The sequence below is a fragment of the Pseudogemmobacter faecipullorum genome (genome assembly GCF_020539525.1).
Taxonomy (GTDB): Bacteria; Pseudomonadota; Alphaproteobacteria; order Rhodobacterales; family Rhodobacteraceae; genus Pseudogemmobacter; species Pseudogemmobacter faecipullorum.
Window position 1 is genome coordinate 89,373 of sequence record NZ_JACDXX010000014.1, and the last position, 19,210, is coordinate 108,582.

General features: G+C 61.0%; 11 protein-coding genes and 1 pseudogene. 6 read left to right on the plus strand and 6 right to left on the minus strand.

Going from position 1 to position 19,210, the window contains the following annotated elements; genetic code table 11:
* The first annotated feature begins 10 nt into the window (after nt 1–10).
* The 6 genes from H0485_RS15035 (at nt 11) to H0485_RS15060 (ending at nt 6,086) form a co-directional block, all read left to right on the plus strand.
* Nucleotides 11–757: an SDR family oxidoreductase gene (locus H0485_RS15035; protein ID WP_226936770.1), complete on the plus strand. Its 747-nt coding sequence runs from the start codon at nt 11–13 to the stop codon at nt 755–757.
* 20 nt (nt 758–777) lie between these two features.
* Nucleotides 778–1,227, plus strand: a complete 450-nt coding sequence (locus H0485_RS15040) for a VOC family protein (RefSeq protein ID WP_226936771.1) — start codon at nt 778–780, stop codon at nt 1,225–1,227.
* 128 nt (nt 1,228–1,355) lie between these two features.
* On the plus strand, nt 1,356–2,228 hold the full coding sequence (locus H0485_RS15045) for an MBL fold metallo-hydrolase (RefSeq protein ID WP_226936772.1): 873 nt from the start codon (nt 1,356–1,358) through the stop codon (nt 2,226–2,228).
* On the plus strand, nt 2,225–3,988 hold the full coding sequence (locus H0485_RS15050; RefSeq protein ID WP_226936773.1) for a SulP family inorganic anion transporter: 1,764 nt from the start codon (nt 2,225–2,227) through the stop codon (nt 3,986–3,988). Before H0485_RS15045 ends, H0485_RS15050 begins: the two co-directional genes overlap by 4 nt.
* A 323-nt stretch (nt 3,989–4,311) precedes the next feature.
* On the plus strand, nt 4,312–4,668 hold the full coding sequence (locus H0485_RS15055) for a hypothetical protein (protein ID WP_226936774.1): 357 nt from the start codon (nt 4,312–4,314) through the stop codon (nt 4,666–4,668).
* A gap of 38 nt (nt 4,669–4,706) precedes the next feature.
* Nucleotides 4,707–6,086, plus strand: coding sequence for a PepSY-associated TM helix domain-containing protein (locus tag H0485_RS15060; protein ID WP_226936775.1), 1,380 nt, complete (start codon nt 4,707–4,709; stop codon nt 6,084–6,086).
* Nucleotides 6,087–6,446: 360 nt separating this feature from the next.
* Here H0485_RS15060 and H0485_RS15065 read toward each other — a convergent pair whose 3' ends face one another.
* The 6 genes and pseudogenes from H0485_RS15065 to H0485_RS15090 form a co-directional block, all read right to left on the minus strand.
* Nucleotides 6,447–10,046 carry a transporter gene (locus H0485_RS15065; protein WP_226936776.1) on the minus strand — a complete coding sequence of 1,200 codons (3,600 nt, stop codon included), beginning with the start codon at nt 10,044–10,046 and terminating at the stop codon, nt 6,447–6,449.
* Entirely contained in the window at nt 10,043–14,395 is a 4,353-nt protein-coding gene (locus tag H0485_RS15070) for a DUF7507 domain-containing protein (RefSeq protein WP_226936777.1), read from the minus strand. The genes H0485_RS15065 and H0485_RS15070 overlap by 4 nt, the downstream gene beginning before the upstream one ends.
* 1,559 nt (nt 14,396–15,954) lie before the next feature.
* Complete coding sequence (locus tag H0485_RS15075) at nt 15,955–16,665, minus strand: aspartate/glutamate racemase family protein (RefSeq protein ID WP_226936778.1); 711 nt, start codon at nt 16,663–16,665, stop codon at nt 15,955–15,957.
* A 5-nt stretch (nt 16,666–16,670) separates the two neighbouring features.
* Nucleotides 16,671–17,392: pseudogene (locus tag H0485_RS15080) on the minus strand (ABC transporter ATP-binding protein).
* 4 nt (nt 17,393–17,396) lie between these two features.
* Entirely contained in the window at nt 17,397–18,179 is a 783-nt protein-coding gene (locus tag H0485_RS15085) for an ABC transporter ATP-binding protein (protein ID WP_226936779.1), read from the minus strand.
* On the minus strand, nt 18,176–19,045 hold the full coding sequence (locus tag H0485_RS15090) for a branched-chain amino acid ABC transporter permease (protein ID WP_226936780.1): 870 nt from the start codon (nt 19,043–19,045) through the stop codon (nt 18,176–18,178). The genes H0485_RS15085 and H0485_RS15090 overlap by 4 nt, the downstream gene beginning before the upstream one ends.
* Nucleotides 19,046–19,210: the final 165 nt, after the last annotated feature.

The following is a 19,210-nucleotide window of genomic DNA, read 5'->3' on the forward strand; positions in this document are numbered from 1 at the left end:
GGAGCCAGCCATGGTGAAAACCCTCCTGATTACCGGCGGCTCACGCGGCATTGGTGCCGCTACGGCCCTGGCCGCCGCCCGCGATGGCTGGCAGGTGGTGGTGAATTACCGCTCTGCCAAAGCCGGTGCAGACACAGTGGTCGAGGCGATCCGCGAGGCCGGTGGCGAGGCCTGGTCCGTTGCCGGGGATATTTCGCGCGAAGAGGATGTGCTGGCGATCTTTGCTGCCATCCGGGCGCGCCATGGCAGCCTGGAAGGGCTGGTCAATAATGCCGGTATCCTGCCCCGCATCGGTCGGTTCGAAGACATTTCGCTGGCCCGCTGGCAGGAGACCCTGGCGATCAATACCACCGGGGCATTCCTGTGCTGCCGTGAGGCGGTGCGGCTGATGGCGCCGCGCCATGGCGGCAAAGGCGGCACCATCGTCAATGTCTCGTCCATGGCCGCGACCCTTGGCGGAGCCGGTGAATTTCTGGATTACGGCGCCTCAAAAGGCGCGGTCGAGACGCTGACCATTGGCCTGTCAAAAGAACTTGGTCCCGATCAGATCCGCGTCAATGCAGTGCGGCCAGGGCTGATTGCCACCGAAATCCACGAAAGCGCCGGCGATGCCAGCCGGGCCGAACGGCTGAAATCCAACGTGCCCCTGGGCCGGATCGGCTCGGCCGAAGAGACCGCTTCGGTCATCACCTGGCTGCTGTCGGATGCGGCAAGCTATGTCACCGGAACCTCCGTCGCTGTCAGCGGCGGGCGCTGAACTCCCGAAGAGGACCCCCCATGACCGTTACCGTCAATCATACCGGCATCACCGTTAAAGACCTCGACCGGGCCGAGGCAATGTTCCGCGATCTGTTCGGCTTTGAGACCTTTTCGCGCGCGCCGCGCGATCCGGCCGTCATCTCGGCCGTGATCGGTGTGCCCGGCACCGAGGTCGAGATCGTTTATATGCGCAACGGCACGACCAGTATCGAGCTTTTGTGCTATTCAAAACCGGATGACCGCAAGGATTACCGGATGCGCCCGGTCGATCTCGGCTCGCTGCATATGGCGATGAATGTCAGCGATATGGATGACATGCTGAACAAGGTCCGGGCCTGGCCGATGGATCAGGTCGGCGAGATCATCGTCATCGACCAGGGCCCGAATACCGGCTCGCGGATCGTCTATTTCCGCACCCCGGAAGAGGGGCTGATCATCGAACTGATCGAGAAAAAGCAGCTCGCCTGATCCAGCCAGCCGCGCGCCCCGGACCCGCTGAGACATCAGCCCCCGGGGCGCGCGAGGCCAGCCTGTGAGGCTACATCTCTGAATTTACCTGCCGCAGCCCGGCACAAGATCCCGCGAAAGTCCGCCCGATGAGCATCCCGACCGTCACCGCTTTCTACGAAAGCCGCACTGGCTCTGTGCAATATGTGGTCGCCGATCCGGTGACGAAAGACTGCCTCATCATCGACCCGGTACTCGATTATGATGAGAAATCCGGCGCGACCGCGACCACAGAAGCCGACCGCCTTCTGGCTTTCATCGCCGCCGAAGGCTACCGGCTGACGCAGATCCTCGACACCCATCCCCATGCCGACCATTTCTCTGCCGCCGATTACCTGAAACGCAAAACCGGCGTACCGACGGGTATCGGGGCAGAGGTGGTCGGGGTGCAGCGGCTGTGGAAAGGGTTTTACAACCTGAGCGGCTTTGCGGCGGATGGCTCGCAATGGGACAGGCTCTACGCCGACGGCGACAGGTTCATGCTCGGCACGATCCCGGCCCGGGTGATGTTTTCACCGGGCCATACCCTGGCCTCGGTCACCTATCTGATCGGCGATGCCGCCTTTGTGCATGACACTTTATTCATGCCCGACAGCGGCACGGCGCGGGCAGATTTCCCCGGCGGTTCGGCGAAAGCGCTCTGGAGCTCTATCCAGGCCATTCTCGCTTTGCCCGATGAGACCCGGATCTTTACCGGCCATGATTATTGCCAGGGCGGCAGGGCACCCGCCTGGGAATCGACCGTGGCGGCGCAGCGCAGCACCAACAGCCATATTTCGAAATATCTGACCGAAGCGGACTATGTCGCCGCCCGCGAGGCCCGCGATGCGACATTGCCCATGCCCAAGCTGATCCTGCATGCGCTGCAGGTGAATATCAGCGCGGGCCGCCTGCCCGAGCCGGAAGCCGATGGCAGAAGCTATCTGAAGATCCCGCTCGATCTGCTGAAAGCGCCCTGGTGAGCCCGGGGCAACGGGCGCCCCTGCTGCCGCCCCTCTTCGCCTGGATCCGGGGCTATAACCGCGCGGATCTGAGCGCGGATCTGCTGGCGGCGGTGATCGTGACGATCATGCTGATCCCGCAAAGCCTCGCCTATGCCATGCTGGCGGGGCTGCCGCCGGAAACAGGGCTCTATGCCTCGATTGTACCGCTGCTGGCCTATGCCTGTTTCGGATCCTCCAGAGTTCTGGCTATCGGCCCGGTTGCCATTGTCTCGCTGATGACGGCCTCGGCTGTGGCGCCGGTGGTCGAGGCGGGGCTTGCTGATGCCCCTGCGGCAGCGCTGACCCTTGCGGCGCTCTCGGGCGCAGCTCTGATCATCATGGGGCTGTTGCGGCTGGGATTTCTGGCCAATTTCCTCAGCCGTCCGGTGATTTCGGGCTTTATCACCGCCTCGGGTCTGCTGATCGCGGCAGGGCAGCTGCGCCATCTGCTCGGGGTCGGCGGCGGTGGCGACACTTTGCCTGAAATCCTGGCCTCGCTTTGTGCGCGGGCCAGCGAGATCCATGCCCTGACCCTGGTCATGAGCCTGGCCGTGCTCGGTTTCCTCTGGCTGTCGCGCAGCCGGCTGCGCGCATGGCTGCTTTGCGCTGGCCTGTCACCCGCACTGGCCGCGGCATGTGCCCGGGCCGCGCCGGTTTTAGCCATTCTTGGCACCATTCTGGCCGCGCGTCTGCTCGGCCCCGGAGCACAGGGGCTTGCCCTGACCGGTGCCATCCCCCCGGGCCTGCCCGTCCCCGGCCTGCCCCCCTTTGCCCCCGCCCTTGTGCTCGCGCTCGCACCGGCCGCCTGCCTGATCTCGCTGGTGGGCTTTGTGGAATCGGTCTCGGTCGCCAGCACGCTGGCCGCAAAGCACCAGCAAAGGATTGAACCGGATCAGGAGCTTATGGGGCTTGGCGCCGCCAATATAGCTGCCGCTTTCACCTCGGGATTTCCGGTGACCGGCGGCTTTGCACGCTCGGTTGTCAATGCTGATGCAGGCGCCAGAACCCAGGCCGCCGGGGTCTTTGCCGCCTGCGGCCTGACGCTGGCAACGCTTTTCCTCACCCCGCTGCTGGCGGATCTGCCCCGGGCCACCCTCGCCGCGACCATTCTTATCGCGGTGCTCTCGCTGGTGGACCTCCCGGCGCTGAGGCGGGTCTGGCGCTATTCGCGCGGCGATTTCGCAGCCATGCTGACCACGATCCTTGTCACCCTTGGCTATGGGGTAGAGCCGGGCATTACCACCGGCGTCGCGCTTTCGCTGTTTCTGCATCTGTGGCAGACGACACGGCCGCATTCGGCGGTGGTCGGCCAGGTGCCGGGCACCGAACATTATCGCAATATAGAGCGCCACCAGGTCAGCACCTGCCCAGGCGTCCTGTCACTGCGCGTTGATGAAAGTCTGTGGTTCGCCAATGCCCGCTTTCTCGAGGACCGGGTAGCCGCCCTGACCGCCGGGCGCCCCGGGCTGCGCCATGTCGTGCTGATGTGCCCCGCGGTGAACCGCATCGACAGCAGCGCGCTGGCAAGCCTTGAAGAGATCAATCGCCGTCTCCGGGCCGCCAGTATCCGCTTTCATCTTTCCGAGGTGAAGGGCCCGGTGATGGACAGACTGAAGCGCACCGCCTTTGTCGATCAGCTCTCGGGCGAGGTCTTCCTCAGCCATCACGAGGCGATCTGCCAGCTCTGTCCCCCCTCCTTAGCCGCGGATCAGCCCCGCCTCACAGAGGGGGCAGCGTAAAAGACGCGCCCGACCCGGACCTTCCCCGCAGCACCGGCCGCACAGAAGGCCGATCAGAACCGGGGCCAGCCCGCACGGCCCGACTGCAATATTCTGGGTGGATCAAGAGCCGGACAGGGCGAAAAGCACCTGCCCTGCGGCAGAGCGGCAGGCCCCTCTCGCCCTGCCCCGCTCTGCCGCAGGGCGAGAGGGGCCATGAGCGCCCTTTCTTCCTCAGCCAGGCAGAACGATTTGCCGCAGTTGTGGGGCAGGCAGCAAAACTGTAGCTGGACAGCATGGGACCGGGCTTCCGACAAAAACTGCGTTTGATCCTTATGTGGGTGATGCTGCTTCCTTTCATGGGCACATCGCTGATTGCAAAGGGCGTGATGCCTGTTGCTGCGGCAGATGGCGCTGTCATGCTGGTCATCTGCTCCGGCGGAACCATGACCGAAATCGCATTCGATCCGGTCACCATGGAACCTGTCCCAGATGCAGGTGACAGACAGCCCAAAGACAGTGATCCGGTGCATTGCGTCTGGGCCGGATCGCATCCGGCGGCCGATGCGCCGCTCGCATCATCCCTTCCGGCCAGGATCACGGGCTATAGTGTCACTGCACCGCACCATTTCGACACGGTTCTGCGCATGGCCGATGCGACCGGCCTGCCCCCTGCGACGGGGCCTCCGCACTGGTTCTGACGTTTTCAAAACCTGAAACATCAGAACGAAAGATCCCAATGTCCACTGAAACCAACGGGGCAGCGCTCCCGAAGGCCGTCGCCCGGCATGCGCAGGCCTCTGATCTCTATCGTGCCGTCTGGCGCTGGCATTTTTACGCAGGCCTGCTGATCCTGCCCTTCATGATCACTTTGTCCGTCACCGGCGCGATCTACCTTTTCAAAGATGAAGTCGACCGGTTTGTACATGCCGGTTTTATGCAGATTGACCCCGTTGCCACCCACCGGCTGGCACCTTCTGAGATCATTGCGGCGGCTTTGTCTGCTCAGCCCGGGCGAGCGATAAAATATACTGATCCGGCGGATGACACCCTGTCCACCGAGGTGACCGTGCAGCCCGACAGCGGCGGGCGCATGGCCGTCTATGTCAATCAGTATACCGGAGCAGTACTGGAGGCCCGCCCGGACCGCAGCACTTTTTCCTGGACCCTGCGCTATCTGCATTCCTTCAGATATTTTGGCGCAACACCGCGTATGATGATCGAAATCGTGGGCGGCTGGTCGATCCTGCTGGTCCTGACCGGGATCTGGCTGTGGTGGCCCAGAGGGCGCAGAGAGGGCGTTCTTTCCGTGCGCGGCCCGGTCAGAAGACGGGTTTTCTGGCGCGACAGCCATGCCGTGACCGGTATTTTCACCGCTGGCTTCATCGTCTTTCTGGCCGTGACGGGCATGCCATGGTCATCGGTCTGGGGAGCAAAGGTCAATGAATGGGCGAATGGCAGCAATTTCGGCTATCCTGCAGGTCTTCGGACCGAAGTGCCAATGTCGGACGAGCATCTCGACCATATTGCCAAAACTTCCTGGTCGCTTGAACAGGCCCGGATCCCACAAACCGCAGCGCCAGCGCCCGGTATGACGCCCATTGGCCTCGATGCGGCGGTTGACAGCTTTACCAGGCTCGGACTGCACCGGGGCTTTTCGGTCGCCCTGCCGCAAACGGCAACCGGGGTCTATTCCGGCTCGGTCTATCCTGACGATCTGAGCCAGCAAAGGGTGGTCCATCTCGATCAGTATTCGGGCCGGCCGCTGATCGATATGAGCTATGGCGATTACGGCCCGCTGGGGCGCTGGCTGGAATTCGGCATCAACACCCATATGGGCCAGTCATTCGGTTTACTGAACCAGATCCTGCTGTTGCTGGCCTGCCTTGGGATCGTGTTCCTTGCGGTTTCGGCGGCGGTGATGTGGTGGAAACGCCGCCCCTCTGGCCGTCTTGGGGTGCCGCCCCTGCCATCAGACCGCAAGGTGTTTTGTGGCTTGTTCGCCATTCTGGGCATTGGCGGCGTGATCTTCCCGCTGACCGGAGCCTCGCTTGTGGTGATGGTCCTGCTCGACTGGATCTGGCAGAAAACCCGCCCCGCTCTGGCACCCTCGGTCTGAGAAATCGTCACGGGCAGCCCTTCGCCGGGCTGCCCGCTCCCGCTCTGCCTGCAGCCTGAGCGCGCTCTGCATCGGCTTTGGTGCCCATAGCCTCATCAGCATGATTGCAGAAGTCAGGTCCCTGGCGGCTGCAGCCCAGCCCGGCGAAAGCTGACAGAATACGCGAGAAACCCGGGCTGCAACGCAGCCCGGGTTAATCAGCCGGATATTTCCTCCTGCGCCAGTGCGAGACAGCTCCGCCCGCCCCGGCACTGTCAGGCGGGCGGGAAAAAGAACCGACCCTGTCGGGCCCGGTGGCTTTGTCCTTCACCCGATCCGCCAGATGCAGGCGAGCCGCCGCCTGCATCTTTGCTGCCCCGCTCAGAACTGCGTGGTTATATTGAGGAAGAAGCCTTTATTAGGCGCCTCGACTTTGCGCAGATCATCATCAACCTCGCCCCAGAGATATCCGCCGCCAACCCGCAGATTGTCGCCGAACAGCCGGTAGACTCCCAGAAGGGCTGCCTGTTCTGTGGTATCTGAGCGCGGAGCATAAAAGTTGCGGACTTCCATCATAACGTCCCAGTTGTGCACGATATGATAATCGGCCCGCAGCACCAGCAGATGCGCCTCGCTGGTGACGAAATTATCGCTGCCGCGCTCTGCGCTTTCGCGCAGGCGGTAGCCATATTTCGCGCCCAGGGTCCAGCTCGGATTGAGCTGCCAGTTGATCGCAGCATTCAGAATATGGCTCTTTTGCCGGGCCCCATTGATATCACCGTCAATATTCACCTGATCGGCCCCGGGCAGGTCATAGAGATAGCTGTAGCTGAGCAGCGCATTCACCCGGTCGTCGTTTGCCGGCCGCCAGGCATAGCCCAGCCGGGCCTCGACATAGCGCCCGTCGCGGAACGAGGACTGGTCGCTTTCAGAAAACACCGCATCCACCGAGCTGAGGAAACGCCAGTCCGGCGACAGCGCATATTCATAGGCACCGCTCAGCAGCCAGGTGTCGCGGTCCAGCTCATTCTCCGGCCGGTCAGACTCCTCCTGGCGCCATTCACCGCGCAGCCGGGCCGCCACCGTTTCTCCGCCCTTATAGGCCAGACCCAGCGAGACACCGCGCCGGTCGAGCTGGCTGCCATCGCTTTCGCGGCTGCCGCCATACTGGAACATGGCATCATAATTCCAGCGCTCCGAGGGGGTATAGCTCACCCCATAGCCCGAGGTCAGGGCAGGCCGGGTGCCAAAAGCGCTGTAATTGGTTTCCGAAGTATAACTCCAGCTGTTATTGATCTTTGACGTGGTGCCAAACACCAGACTGCCCCGGTCGCGGCCACTGAAATCGGTGGTGTCAAAGCGGCGCAACGGATCGAGCCGGTAGCCGATTGTGGTGGAAGTATCGGCATTGGGCCGGTAGTTCAGCTCCAGTCTGCCCGCCCCGCCGAGGCTGCCATGCGAGACCTCCCCAAGCACATCAAGCTTTTCACTGAGCTGCAGCTGCGCCCCAACCCCAAGCCGGTCATTGCGCTGGCGGCTGCCATCGCGCGCCACTGTGGCCTGACCAAAGACCCAGGCCGAAAGTGCCTCATCGCGGCGCCAGGTCAGGCGCAGCGCCGCATCAATCCGGCGCCCCTGATCGTCATATTGCGCGGTACCGGCGACACGCCGGTCATGCGCCACCTCCCACTCCAGCAACCAGACCGCATCATAGCGATGTACAAGCCCGATCCGCGCAACCTCTTCACGCAGACCGTCATCGCGTTTCAGGGCCTCGCCGCCAAAGGTCAGATCGGTCCGGGCCGAGATGGCCAGCCGCCCCGAAAGCCCCATCGCCTGCTGATCATAGCCAAAGTCCTGATCGGGCGAGGAAAAGCCCTTTTCCTTGCGGTCATAGAAACCGGCGATTTCCCCCTTCATCCCGGCAAAGCCAAGATCGGTTCTGCCGGCAACCCGCAAAGACCCGGCCCGTAGCCCCGGCAATCCATAGCTGGGATCGGTGGGCTCGAGATCCAGCCCGCCATTCAGCGAGAAGCTTGAGCCAAAGCCCGGCCCCTCGCTGACCGCATATTCGATCAGCAGCTCGCGGTTTTCGCCCTGCCGCCACAGAATATCGGCCCCGGCGAGGGTATTATCGGCCAGACCCGAGGTTTCGCGGATCACCGAAGCCCCGAACCGCAGCTGATCATTCGCCCAGACCTCGCTGCGCGCGCCCGCCGTATATCCATCGACATCGCCGACTGTCGGCACATATTCATATTGCGCCACCAGATTGACATCATAATCGCCCAGCGGATTGTCGCGGATCAGCCCGTCGCCCGCCATGCCGGAAGACAGTGGCGCATTCAGAATGATCACCCCCTGTACCGGGTTGATGCGGTAATCCCGTCCTTCGGTCAGGACCCGGGTCTCGACCACCAGCCCGGTGGTCCGTGACACCACCTGGACAAAGACGGTTTCACTGTCGACCAGCAGATCCTGGCGTGACAGGAAATAGGCGCTGCCGCCGGTGGCGCGCATCACATCGCGCTGCATCAGGCTGTCGGCCTGGGCGGCAAAGCCGGTGATGCGCAGCCGGCTCTCGCCCTCGCCGGTGATCCCCGGCGAGCGGTATTCACCGGAAAGACCATAAAGGGCGCGATCACTGCGCACGCTGAGGCCGGTGCTTTCGCGCGGCTTGAAATCCCCCCATTGCAGATGGCTGTTATCCCTTTCGGCGCGCAGGAAAAACTTACCCGAACTGGGCGCCAGATCTGTCATCTGACTGTCATCGCCAAAGGTGGCAAACACATCCTCGGCCTGAATCTCGCGCAGCACCTGATCGGGATGTTTGCGGCCGAAATTGCGGAAGAGGTCGCGCAGCTCTTCCTCGCGTGTATCAACAGAAGCTGTGATCCGGGTGCCATCGGCCAGGATCCCCTGGGCAAATCCGGCGATCCGGCCAAGCCGCCAGGTCTCGCCCTCCTGCCGGCCAAGTGTCAGATCGATGATCCCGGTTCCGAACCATTCCGATCGCTCGACTGTCACCGAGCGGCTGAGCTGGCGCCCGTCGATCGAAATCGCCACGGCATGGGTTCCCGGCGGCAGGATGCGCTGGATGACAAAGCTACCATTGCGATCCACCGGAACCCGTTCGCCGAGTACGGTGACCGGCTGCCCGCTGCCCGATCGTCCGGAAACGGTGATAGCACCGCCCCGCACCGGAATGCCGCGCTGCGCCGTCATATCATTGCCCTCACCCGCAGCGATGACCGGCCCGCTGAGATCCGGCGCCTCCGCCCGGGCCAGGCGTTTCAGGGCCAGGCTCTTTGTCTCATCACGGCGCCCCTCGGCATCAGAGACGCGCAGGAAATACAGATACTCGCCGTGATCTTCCGGCATATTGGTGGCTGCAGGCATCTGCCACATCCCGGTGCCATTGGCCGCAATCGGCACTCTGGCAATACTGCGCCCGCGCAGATCGGTGATCACCACCTCTGCCGCAGCAATCCAGCCCGGATAGTTTGAGGAGGCGCGGAAAGTCACCGTTTCGCCCGCAACAAAGCCTTCGCGCAGATCCTGGGTTGCAATCGCGAGGCGCGGCCTGCCGCCCAGCCCGTCATAGGTCAGATCAACCCCGGCCAGCTCCAGCAGGCGGTCCATCTGGCGCAGCCGGTCCGGTCCGGCAGTGACGCCTGCGATTGTTGTCGGTGCCGCATCACTGCTGCCCCCAATCCCTTCGATTGAAATCGAAAAGCCGGTCTCGCCAAGATCGGGGGCCTGGCCGATATCGACATTCGGCGCGACCGGACCCGTGACCACCGTCCCGGCATCAGAGTGAACACAATCACCCGCATAATTAAGACCATCCGCCCGACAGACTTCTGCAAGCGCTGCAGAAGGCAGGAAAATCTCATATGAGGTGACCGTTCCGGCCAGCACAAACCGACGCGTCCGGCGCAGAAGATCAAGCGAAACCAGATCTCTAAGAACAAAACTCATTGCCGCACTCCCGTCCGTTCAATCCGTGTCTCGATGTTCAGCTTGGAATGGCCCGTGGCGCGCCACATCTGTCGCAGGACCTTCTCCACCAGCCTGATCCTGTGGCGGGCCACAGGTGCAGGCTCGTCGTCCGCCAGCTGATAGGTGATACGCAGCATCACCACCTGCTTGCGGATCTGCGCGACCAGTTTCTGCAGGCCCGCCTGCAGCTCGGGCTTGAGGCTGGTGCCATCGGGCCCGCTCACAAAGCCCCCGGCTGCGAGGTCAATGCGCACCAGCGGTGCCAGATTGGCCCCGAAGTCCATCCGGGTGATCATGCCCTGGGTCAGTCGCACCACACGGGGGTTTTCCGTGGTCAGGCGATAGCCCGAAGGCAGGGTCCGCTCATCCAGCCGGAGCATGAAGTTCGAACCGATCGCCTGCGGCATGGCCGCACAGGGCACATTAAAGCGGCCATATTCATCGGTGAGGATGCTCAGGCCATTGGGGGCGATCAGCCGTACATTCGGCAGACCACGTTCCTCTTCGGCGCGGCTCATATGGCCGTTCTGATCGGTATCGTTAAACACCCGGCCCAGCACGGTCGAACATTGCATCACCGCATCGGCCAGCACCCGCACCACTGCCGGAGCAGGGGGTGCCAGTTCCTCGCCGGTCCGCGGATCCGTCAGCCGCGCCCAGTTGGTATGCTTGCCCGGGCGCACCGAAGAGCTGACCAGAACCTGCAGCACCAGTTCACGGCTTTGCCCCCCCGCAATGCTGACATCGTCAAGGACAACACTGCGGCCAGTCACCTCCGGCGATACAGGCTCTCCGTCCAGCCGCGCCGTGCCGATGCGGTAGACAAAGCCCACGGGCAGGCTGTCGGTGACCCGCACCTGCGCCCTGCGTCCGCCCAGATTGCGGATCACAATACGGTACGGGATCAGATCTCCGACCAGTGCAGTCTGAACATCCGCGAATTTTTCGATGACAAACTCACCCGGCTCCGGCACCAGGGTGACCGGCACTTCGGGGCTTACGACCGGCGGCACCGGGTTCGTGCCATCCGGCACTCCGGCACGGGCGGTATTGGTGATCTCGCCCCCGGCATCAATATCCGCCTGGGTGACATCATAGAAGGCGGTGTAGATCCAGGTCTCCCTCGGATCGAGGCGGCCGTTGCCATTCACATCGCCACTGTTGGGAGATTGCAGCTCCGGGGTCAGCTCGACCGGGCCATTCGGGGTGCTCAGCGTATCGCTGACCACGACCTCTTCTCCCGCGAAGCTGACATTGCCGGTGTTCTCGACATCGATCTGGTAGCTGATCCGGCCAGGGCCACGGATTTCAGTGACATCGGCGCGTTTATCCACTGCCAGACCCGGCTCCGGCACCAGGGTGACCGGCACTTCGGGGCTTACGACCGGCGGCACCGGGTTCGTGCCATCCGGCACTCCGGCACGGGCGGTATTGGTGATCTCGCCCCCGGCATCAATATCCGCCTGGGTGACATCATAGAAGGTGGTGTAGATCCAGGTCTCCCTGGGATCGAGACGGCCATTGCCATTCACATCGCCGGTATTCGGGCTCTCCAGTTCCGGGGTCAGCTCGACCGGGCCATTCGGGGTGCTCAGCGTATCGCTGACCACGACCTCTTCTCCCGCGAAGCTGACATTGCCCGTGTTCCCGACATCGATCTGATAGCTGATCCGGCCAGGGCCACGGATTTCGGTGACATCGGCGCGTTTATCCACTGCCAGACCCGGCTCCGGCACCAGGGTGACCGGCACTTCGGGGCTTTCGACCGGCGGCACCGGCTTCGGACCCTCGGGCACTCCGGCACGGGCGATATTGATCACCTCATCCCCGGCATCGATATCCGCCTGAGTGACATCATAGAAGGTGGTGTAGATCCAGGTCTCCCTGGGATCGAGACGGCCATTGCCATTCACATCGCCGGTATTCGGGCTCTCCAGTTCCGGGGTCAGCTCGACCGGACCGGTCGGAGTGGTCACCGTATCGCCGACCACAACACCCGCCTGAGGGAAGCTGACATTGCCGGTGTTCGCGACATCGATCTGATAGCTGATCCGGCCAGGGGCACGCATTTCGGTGACATCGGCACGTTTCTCAACCGCCAGACCCGGTTCCGTCACCAGCGTGACCGGCACTTCGGGGCTTTCGACCGGCGGCACCGGCTTCGGACCCTCCGGCACTCCGGCACGGGCGATATTGATCACCTCATCCCCGGCATCGATATCCGCCTGGGTGACATCATAAAAGGCGGTGTAGATCCAGGTCTCCCTCGGATCGAGGCGGCCATTGCCATTCACATCGCCGGTATTCGGGCTCTCCAGTTCCGGGGTCAGCTCGACCGGACCGGTCGGAGTGGTCACCGTATCGCCGACCACAACACCCGCCTGAGGGAAGCTGACATTGCCGGTGTTCGCGACATCGATCTGATAGCTGATCCGGCCAGGGCCACGCATTTCGGTGACATCGGCACGTTTCTCAACCGCCAGACCCGGTTCCGTCACCAGCGCGACCGGCACTTCGGGGCTTTCGACCGGCGGCACCGGCTTCGGACCCTCGGGCACTCCGGCACGGGCGATATTGATAACCTCATCCCCGGCATCGATATCCGCCTGAGTGACATCATAGAAGGTGGTGTAGATCCAGGTCTCCCCGGGATCGAGGCGGCCATCGCCATTCACATCGCCGGTATTCGGGCTCTCCAGTTCCGGGGTCAGCTCGACCTGGCCGGTCGGAGTGCTCACCGTATCGCCGACCACAACACCCGCCTGAGGGAAACTGTCATTGCCGGTGTTCGTGACATCGATCTGATAGCTGATCCGGCCAGGGGCACGCATTTCGGTGACATCGGCACGTTTCTCCACCGCCAGACCCGGTTCCGTCACCAGGGCGACCGGCACTTCGCGGCTTACGACCGGCGGCACCTGATTGGGGCCATTCGGTACTCCGGCACGGGCGGTATTGATAACCTCATCCCCGGCATCGAAATCCGCCTGGGTGACATCATAAAAGGCGGTGTAGATCCAGCTCTCCCTGGGATCGAGACGGCCATTGCGATTCACATCGCCGGTATTCGGGTTTTGCAGCACCGGGCGCAGCTCGACCTGGCCGGTCGGAGTGCTCACCGTATCGCCGACCACAACACCCGCCTGAGGGAAACCGACATTGCCGGTGTTCGTGACATCGATGCGGTAACTGATCCGGCCAGGGGCACTCATTTTGGTGACATTGGCACGTTTATCCACCGCGAGGCGCCGTGCAACCGCCAATCGCACCACGGTCGGGGCATCAGCGATGCGATTTGTGGGGTGAGACAGATCGGTGACCGCTGGCCTGTTGAAGCTTACGCCCCGGGCCAGGATCTGATTGTGGACCGAACCAGCGTCAATATCCTGCTGGGTCAGCTGATAAGTCGCGGTATAGGTTGCCTCTTCGCCGGGCAGCAGGGATCCTGCAGCCGAGCCGCGCGTGCTCGACGCCCAGACCGGAACGGGCAGTACACCGGAACCGGTAAAGACGGCACGGGATTCCGCAACACTGACCTGATTCAGCGTCACATTGCCGGCATTCAGCACCCGGTAGACATAGGTGATGGTCTCACCGGGGTCGCTCAGACCATTGCCATTGCGGTCGTTAAACCTGCCGGTTTTCAGCGCCTGAACGATAGTGACAGCTGTGAAGCTGTTGGTGAATGTGCAGCGGATCCGATCGCCTGCCCGCGGCACCAGCCCGGCGGCCGTCATCCGGCCTGACGGCATTGGCGTGGCAGAGCCATTCTTACTGTTCGTGCAGCTGAGCTGCGAGCCATAGGCTGCAAGCGGGCTGGTACTGCCAGGTGCCATCACCTCAGAGATCTGATAACGGCGGCCCGTGCCGTCAACCGGAAGGTTTCCCAGCACCGTGCGGGCCTGACCCGCTACCTGGTTATTGGCACCGGTGGTGTTGACACGCGATAACACACCCCCATTGGCATTGATGATGCTCAGCGTAAACTGGTCACGCGGTGCCATACGGCCATTGGGCAGAGCCTTTAAAATGAAGATTTCGGCTTCATCATCCACAATTGTATGAGTCGTGCGCGAGGTCGGATTTGCCCCACAGGTCCTGGTATTGGCAATATTGTAGCGCCCGGTATTAGGAACAATCTCAAGAATGATGGTTTCGCCTGTTTCCAGCAGGGCTTCATTGATGATGTTAATTCCGGTCGCGATATTACCGGTTCCACTATATCTTCCTGCCGGAATATTGACCGTGAACTGATTGGTACCGCTTGGTGTTGTATAATCCACGCCAAGCGTTGCAGTCCCACCGACCACCCTGAGCGTAACGGGCATCGGGCTGGCGAGATCACCAACCAGATTCAGCCTAGCCAGAGAGGCGTTGCCGTTTCTTTCCAGAGAAGATGTTGCCGGAATCGTAAATTCAACCAGAGGCAGAAGATTGATCTGGATCGCATCAAGGAAATTACCAGCACCCCCTTCATTTACAGCCCGGAAGCCGATCGTCCAGACAGCGGATGCCCCATTATGGGTATATCTGCCGGTAACGTTATTCCAGCTCTGATTGGTGTTGGCGCGCCTCGAGCTTCCCAGAAGCGTGAATGGACCACCTGGCCTCGGCGCAATTTCAAAATTCGCCTGCTGGATCGTGGGTCCGTCAGTGCGCGAATGGTGACTGAAGCGCCAGGTGAATGTCTCGCCCCTCAGAAGACAGACATTCTGATAAAGCCGGGAGGGAGAATGGGCATTCAGCTCACTGAACTGACGCCCATCTGCAGCCTGATTTAGATTGGACGGGGGATATCGTGTACCGGTGAAACCAGGTGCCACTGTCCGCCATACTTCAAGCAGTGGCCCTCCGACACCCGGTCTGCTTGCACAGGAGCCGTCGGGATTGCCCGTGGGATGCGTGGTCTCCCAGCCAGGGAAGGCGGATGAACCGGCAAAACTTGTGCAACCCTCTTCAGGCGTACCCGGTGATCTCAGCTGAGGTTGCTCAAAACTGCTGTTAACAATTCTGCGCTGTACCTGCGCAGAGGAGGGAAATGCTGAGGCAAGCAGGAAACCGGTAAAAACCAGACATGCCCCGTTAAACCTGCGCCACTTTTTACCAGACATTCCACCACCTTCTACTACATTCACTCGCAACTCAGAACAAAGGACAATATCAGGACATCCCGGTGCCAGAGGCACAGGATTCAGATCTGCCGTCAGTTAAAAAAGAAAATCAAACCCCGGGAATCATTTGACTCCCTGGAAAATACATTATCAAGCCGTTGATTTTATTGATATTTTTAAAGCTATCACAAAACAAACATCCCGTAAATATATTATGGAACCAATAATGAATTGACCCAGGGTTCACCAAAGATACTGTCGTAACAGTAAACCAGATAAAACAGTTAAGATTCAGATGAATAAGTCATAGCCAGACAGGATCCCCTAATGATCCATGCTGACCAGTTTTTATCATTGAGCATTCATATATTACAATTTTATATCAACTCATGGTTGACACACGAAAGGCCTCTTTGCCCCATACATAGCAAAACCGGTCATTCGAATCGACAAATCCGGGATAATTCACGATGAAAGAATCACTATATATTCTTCCCGTAACCATCAAAGAATCACCAAAAAGCCGTCAAAAAATTCCACGCAGAATCCGGCTTACGCTAGGGAAATTTCATCACCTGCTTCAGGTAAATTTACAAATCCGGATAGGCACGGCAGAGTTCGCCTGGTTTCAGGACCTGCGAAAATCTCTGCAAAACAGGGGGGGGCACAGGCAGAATTTTCAGTCTTCCCCACCCCTCTTTCGATGGATCAGGACAGATCAAAAATCTGCCCCGATCCACCGCAGGGCCTGATATCGTCAGGCCATAATCGCCGCATTAAAGTGGAAATACGCGCTTATGTTCAGGCACGGGGGCATAGCCACCCAGACGAGAGGTCCGCAGCTGCAGCCGGTGCATTGATTGCGCAAGTGTGACAGCACAGGCCACCCCGTCCAGTACCGGAAGTCCATGCTCGCGCGTCAGCCGTGCCGCCAGATCCGTCATGCCGGCACAGCCGAGCACAATAGCTTCGGCCCGGTCCTCCAGGATTGCAAGCCGGATCTGTTCATTGATACGGGCACTGGCATCAGATGCAGGATCTTCCAGTTCCAGCACTGCCACTCCGGAAGAGCGGATCCGCGCACAGCGCGACCATAATCCATACCGATGCAGATTATGCTCAAGCGCCGGAACCGAACGCGCCAGCGTTGTCACCACCGAGAATTTATTCGACAGCATTGAGGCCATATGAAACCCCGCCTCGCCAATGCCGATCACCGGGCGATCCGTCAGACAGCGGGCCGCATCCAGCCCGGTATCGTCAAAACAGGCAAGCACAACAGCATCCGCCTCGGGCGTGGCCCGGATCACCTCCAGCAATCCGGCAAGGCTCATCGCCTCGTCATAATAGCCCTCAATTGAGGCCGGGCCATTGCGGGGATTGCGGGCGATGATTTCGGTATCGGGCCCGGCAGCCTCACGCGCGGCGGCGGCAATTTTTTCCGTCATGGACGCGGTGGTATTGGGGTTCAGCACAAGGATACGCATAGTGATCAGACTTCCCCTCCGAGATAGGCCGCTTTGACACGTTCATCATTGAGCAGATCACGCGACAGGCCTGACAGGACGATCTGCCCGGTCGACAATGCGTAGGTGCGGTTTGAGATCGACATCGCCATCCGGCTGTTCTGCTCGACCAGCAGCACTGAGACCCCCTCATCGCGGCTGATGGCGACGATAGCGCGGGCAATATCCTGTACCAGTTTGGGCGCGATCCCCAGCGAAGGCTCATCCAGCAGCAGCAGTTTCGGCTGTGCCATCAGCGCGCGACCGATCACCATCATCTGCTGTTCACCCCCGAAAGGGTGCTGGCCTGCTGGCTGTATCTTTCGCGCAGACGCGGAAAACGGGTCAGGATGCTTTCCAGACTACGCGCAATTCCGGCTTTATCGCTGCGGGTAAAGGCCCCCATCATCAGATTGTCACGCACCGACATCAGCGGAAAGACCCGGCGCCCCTCGGGCACCATGGCAATGCCACGGCGCACAATTGCCGCCGCCGGGCTGACGTCCAGCCGCTCGCCCAGATAGGTGATCGAACCCGAGCGGATTTTCTGCAAACCGGTTATGGCGCGCAGGATTGAGGATTTCCCTGCCCCGTTGGCCCCGATCAGCGCGACAATCTCGCCCTCATGCAGCTCCACAGATACGCCTTTAAGGGCGTAGACATGGTCGTAATACAGTTCGACATTGTCGAAGCTCAGCATTTTACTCATGGCATCACATCCCGATCGCTGCATCTTCAGAGCCGAGATAGGCCTCGATCACATGCGGATCGGCCTGAATTTCGGCAGGCGTACCTTCGGCGATCTTCTCGCCGAAATTGATACAGACGATGCGGTCTGAAATTTTCATCACCGCCGGAATGTCATGTTCAACCAGCAGTACGGTCATGCCACGCTCATCGCGCAGCCGGCGCACCAGCGCCACCATCCGCATGGTTTCCTCATGGTTCATCCCGGCGAAAGGCTCGTCCAGCAGGATCACCGCCGGGCTGGTTGCCAGGCCGATCGCCATTCCAAGCGCGCGCAGATGGCCCTGCGGCAGATTAGAGGCCAGTTCATTGCGGATCGCCTGCAACCCAAGAAAATCAATAATCTCATCGGCCGAACGCGCAAATTCCTCTTCATCGGAGCGGGCAAGGCGCGAGCCGAAGAAATAGCCCAGCAGACTGGCGCGCGACCGCAGGTGATGCGAGACGATGACATTCTCCCGCACCGTCATCGAGCGGAAGATGGTGGTTTCCTGGAAGGTCCGCACCACGCCCAGCCGGGCCACTTTATGCGGGCTCATGCCCGATATCAGCTGCCCGCGGAACAAAACCTCGCCGCTGCTTGGGGCAACAAAACCGGCAATCTGCTTGAACAGCGTTGATTTTCCGGCGCCGTTTGGTCCGATAACCGAAAGGATCTCACGCTCGGCCACGCTGAAACTGACGGCATTATTGGCCACCAGCCCGCCATATCTTTTGGTAACCTCTCTGACTTCAAGTACCGGGGTCATTTGCGGCCCTCCCGACGATCCAGCAAAGACAAGAGACCGTTCGGCAGCCAGAGCATCAGCGCAATCATGCTGCCCGAATAGATCAGCAGCTGATATTGCCCCGCCGCTGAGAGCAGATCCCAGCCGAAATAGAGCAGCAGCGTGCCCAGCATCGGGCCAAAGACATAGCCCAGCCCGCCGAGGAAGCAGTAAAGCATGAAGTTCACGCTGTCCTGGACCACAAAGGAGGAGGGGTAGATAGACTGCGAGATCGCGACAAACACCGCGCCCGAAATGCCGCCGAAGAACGAGGAAATCGCATAGGCCATCACCCGCAGCATCGCCGTATTCACGCCGATAGAGGCCGAGAGCTCCTCATTCTGCTGCAGGCTGCGGCACAGATGACCAAGACGGGAGTTTACGATCCGCCAGAGCACCAGATAGGTCAGCACCATCAGCCCTGCCGCCAGCAGATAAAAGGCCAGCTTTGGATTCTGCAGCGTGGCAAAATCGGGAATAACCGTCAGGCCAAACAGCGAAACCTCTCCGGGCATCGGAATTGAGGTGATGCCTTTCGCCCCGTTGGTGACCGGCAAAGCAAGCGCCGTCAGCCGTGCGACTTCGGTCAGAACCAGGGTCACCATGGCGAAGTAAACGCCACGCAGCCGCAGGATCGGCAGGCCGATCAGCACCGCAACCACCGCGCAGAACAGACCCGCCAGCGGCAGGCTCAGCCAGAAGCTGACACCGGTCTGGGTGATCAGCACTGCCGAGACATAGCCCCCCGTCAGCGCATAGGCCCCCTGACCGATATTGATCCGGCCAATATAGAAGGTCAGCCAGACCCCGGCCGCCGCAATCGACAGCAAGGCCACCGAGGTCAGCACGTAATAGTAATCCCAGCGGCCACTGGCAGTGATGAACAGTAACCATCCGGCGTAGGCCGCGGACGGGTGTCCGTGCTCAGGGAGTGGGCTTGGGTGCTTTGGGCTTGCCGAGCCGCGGGGACCATTTCTTCGCGAGTTGGTCAAAGCGTTCGACGATCCTGTCGA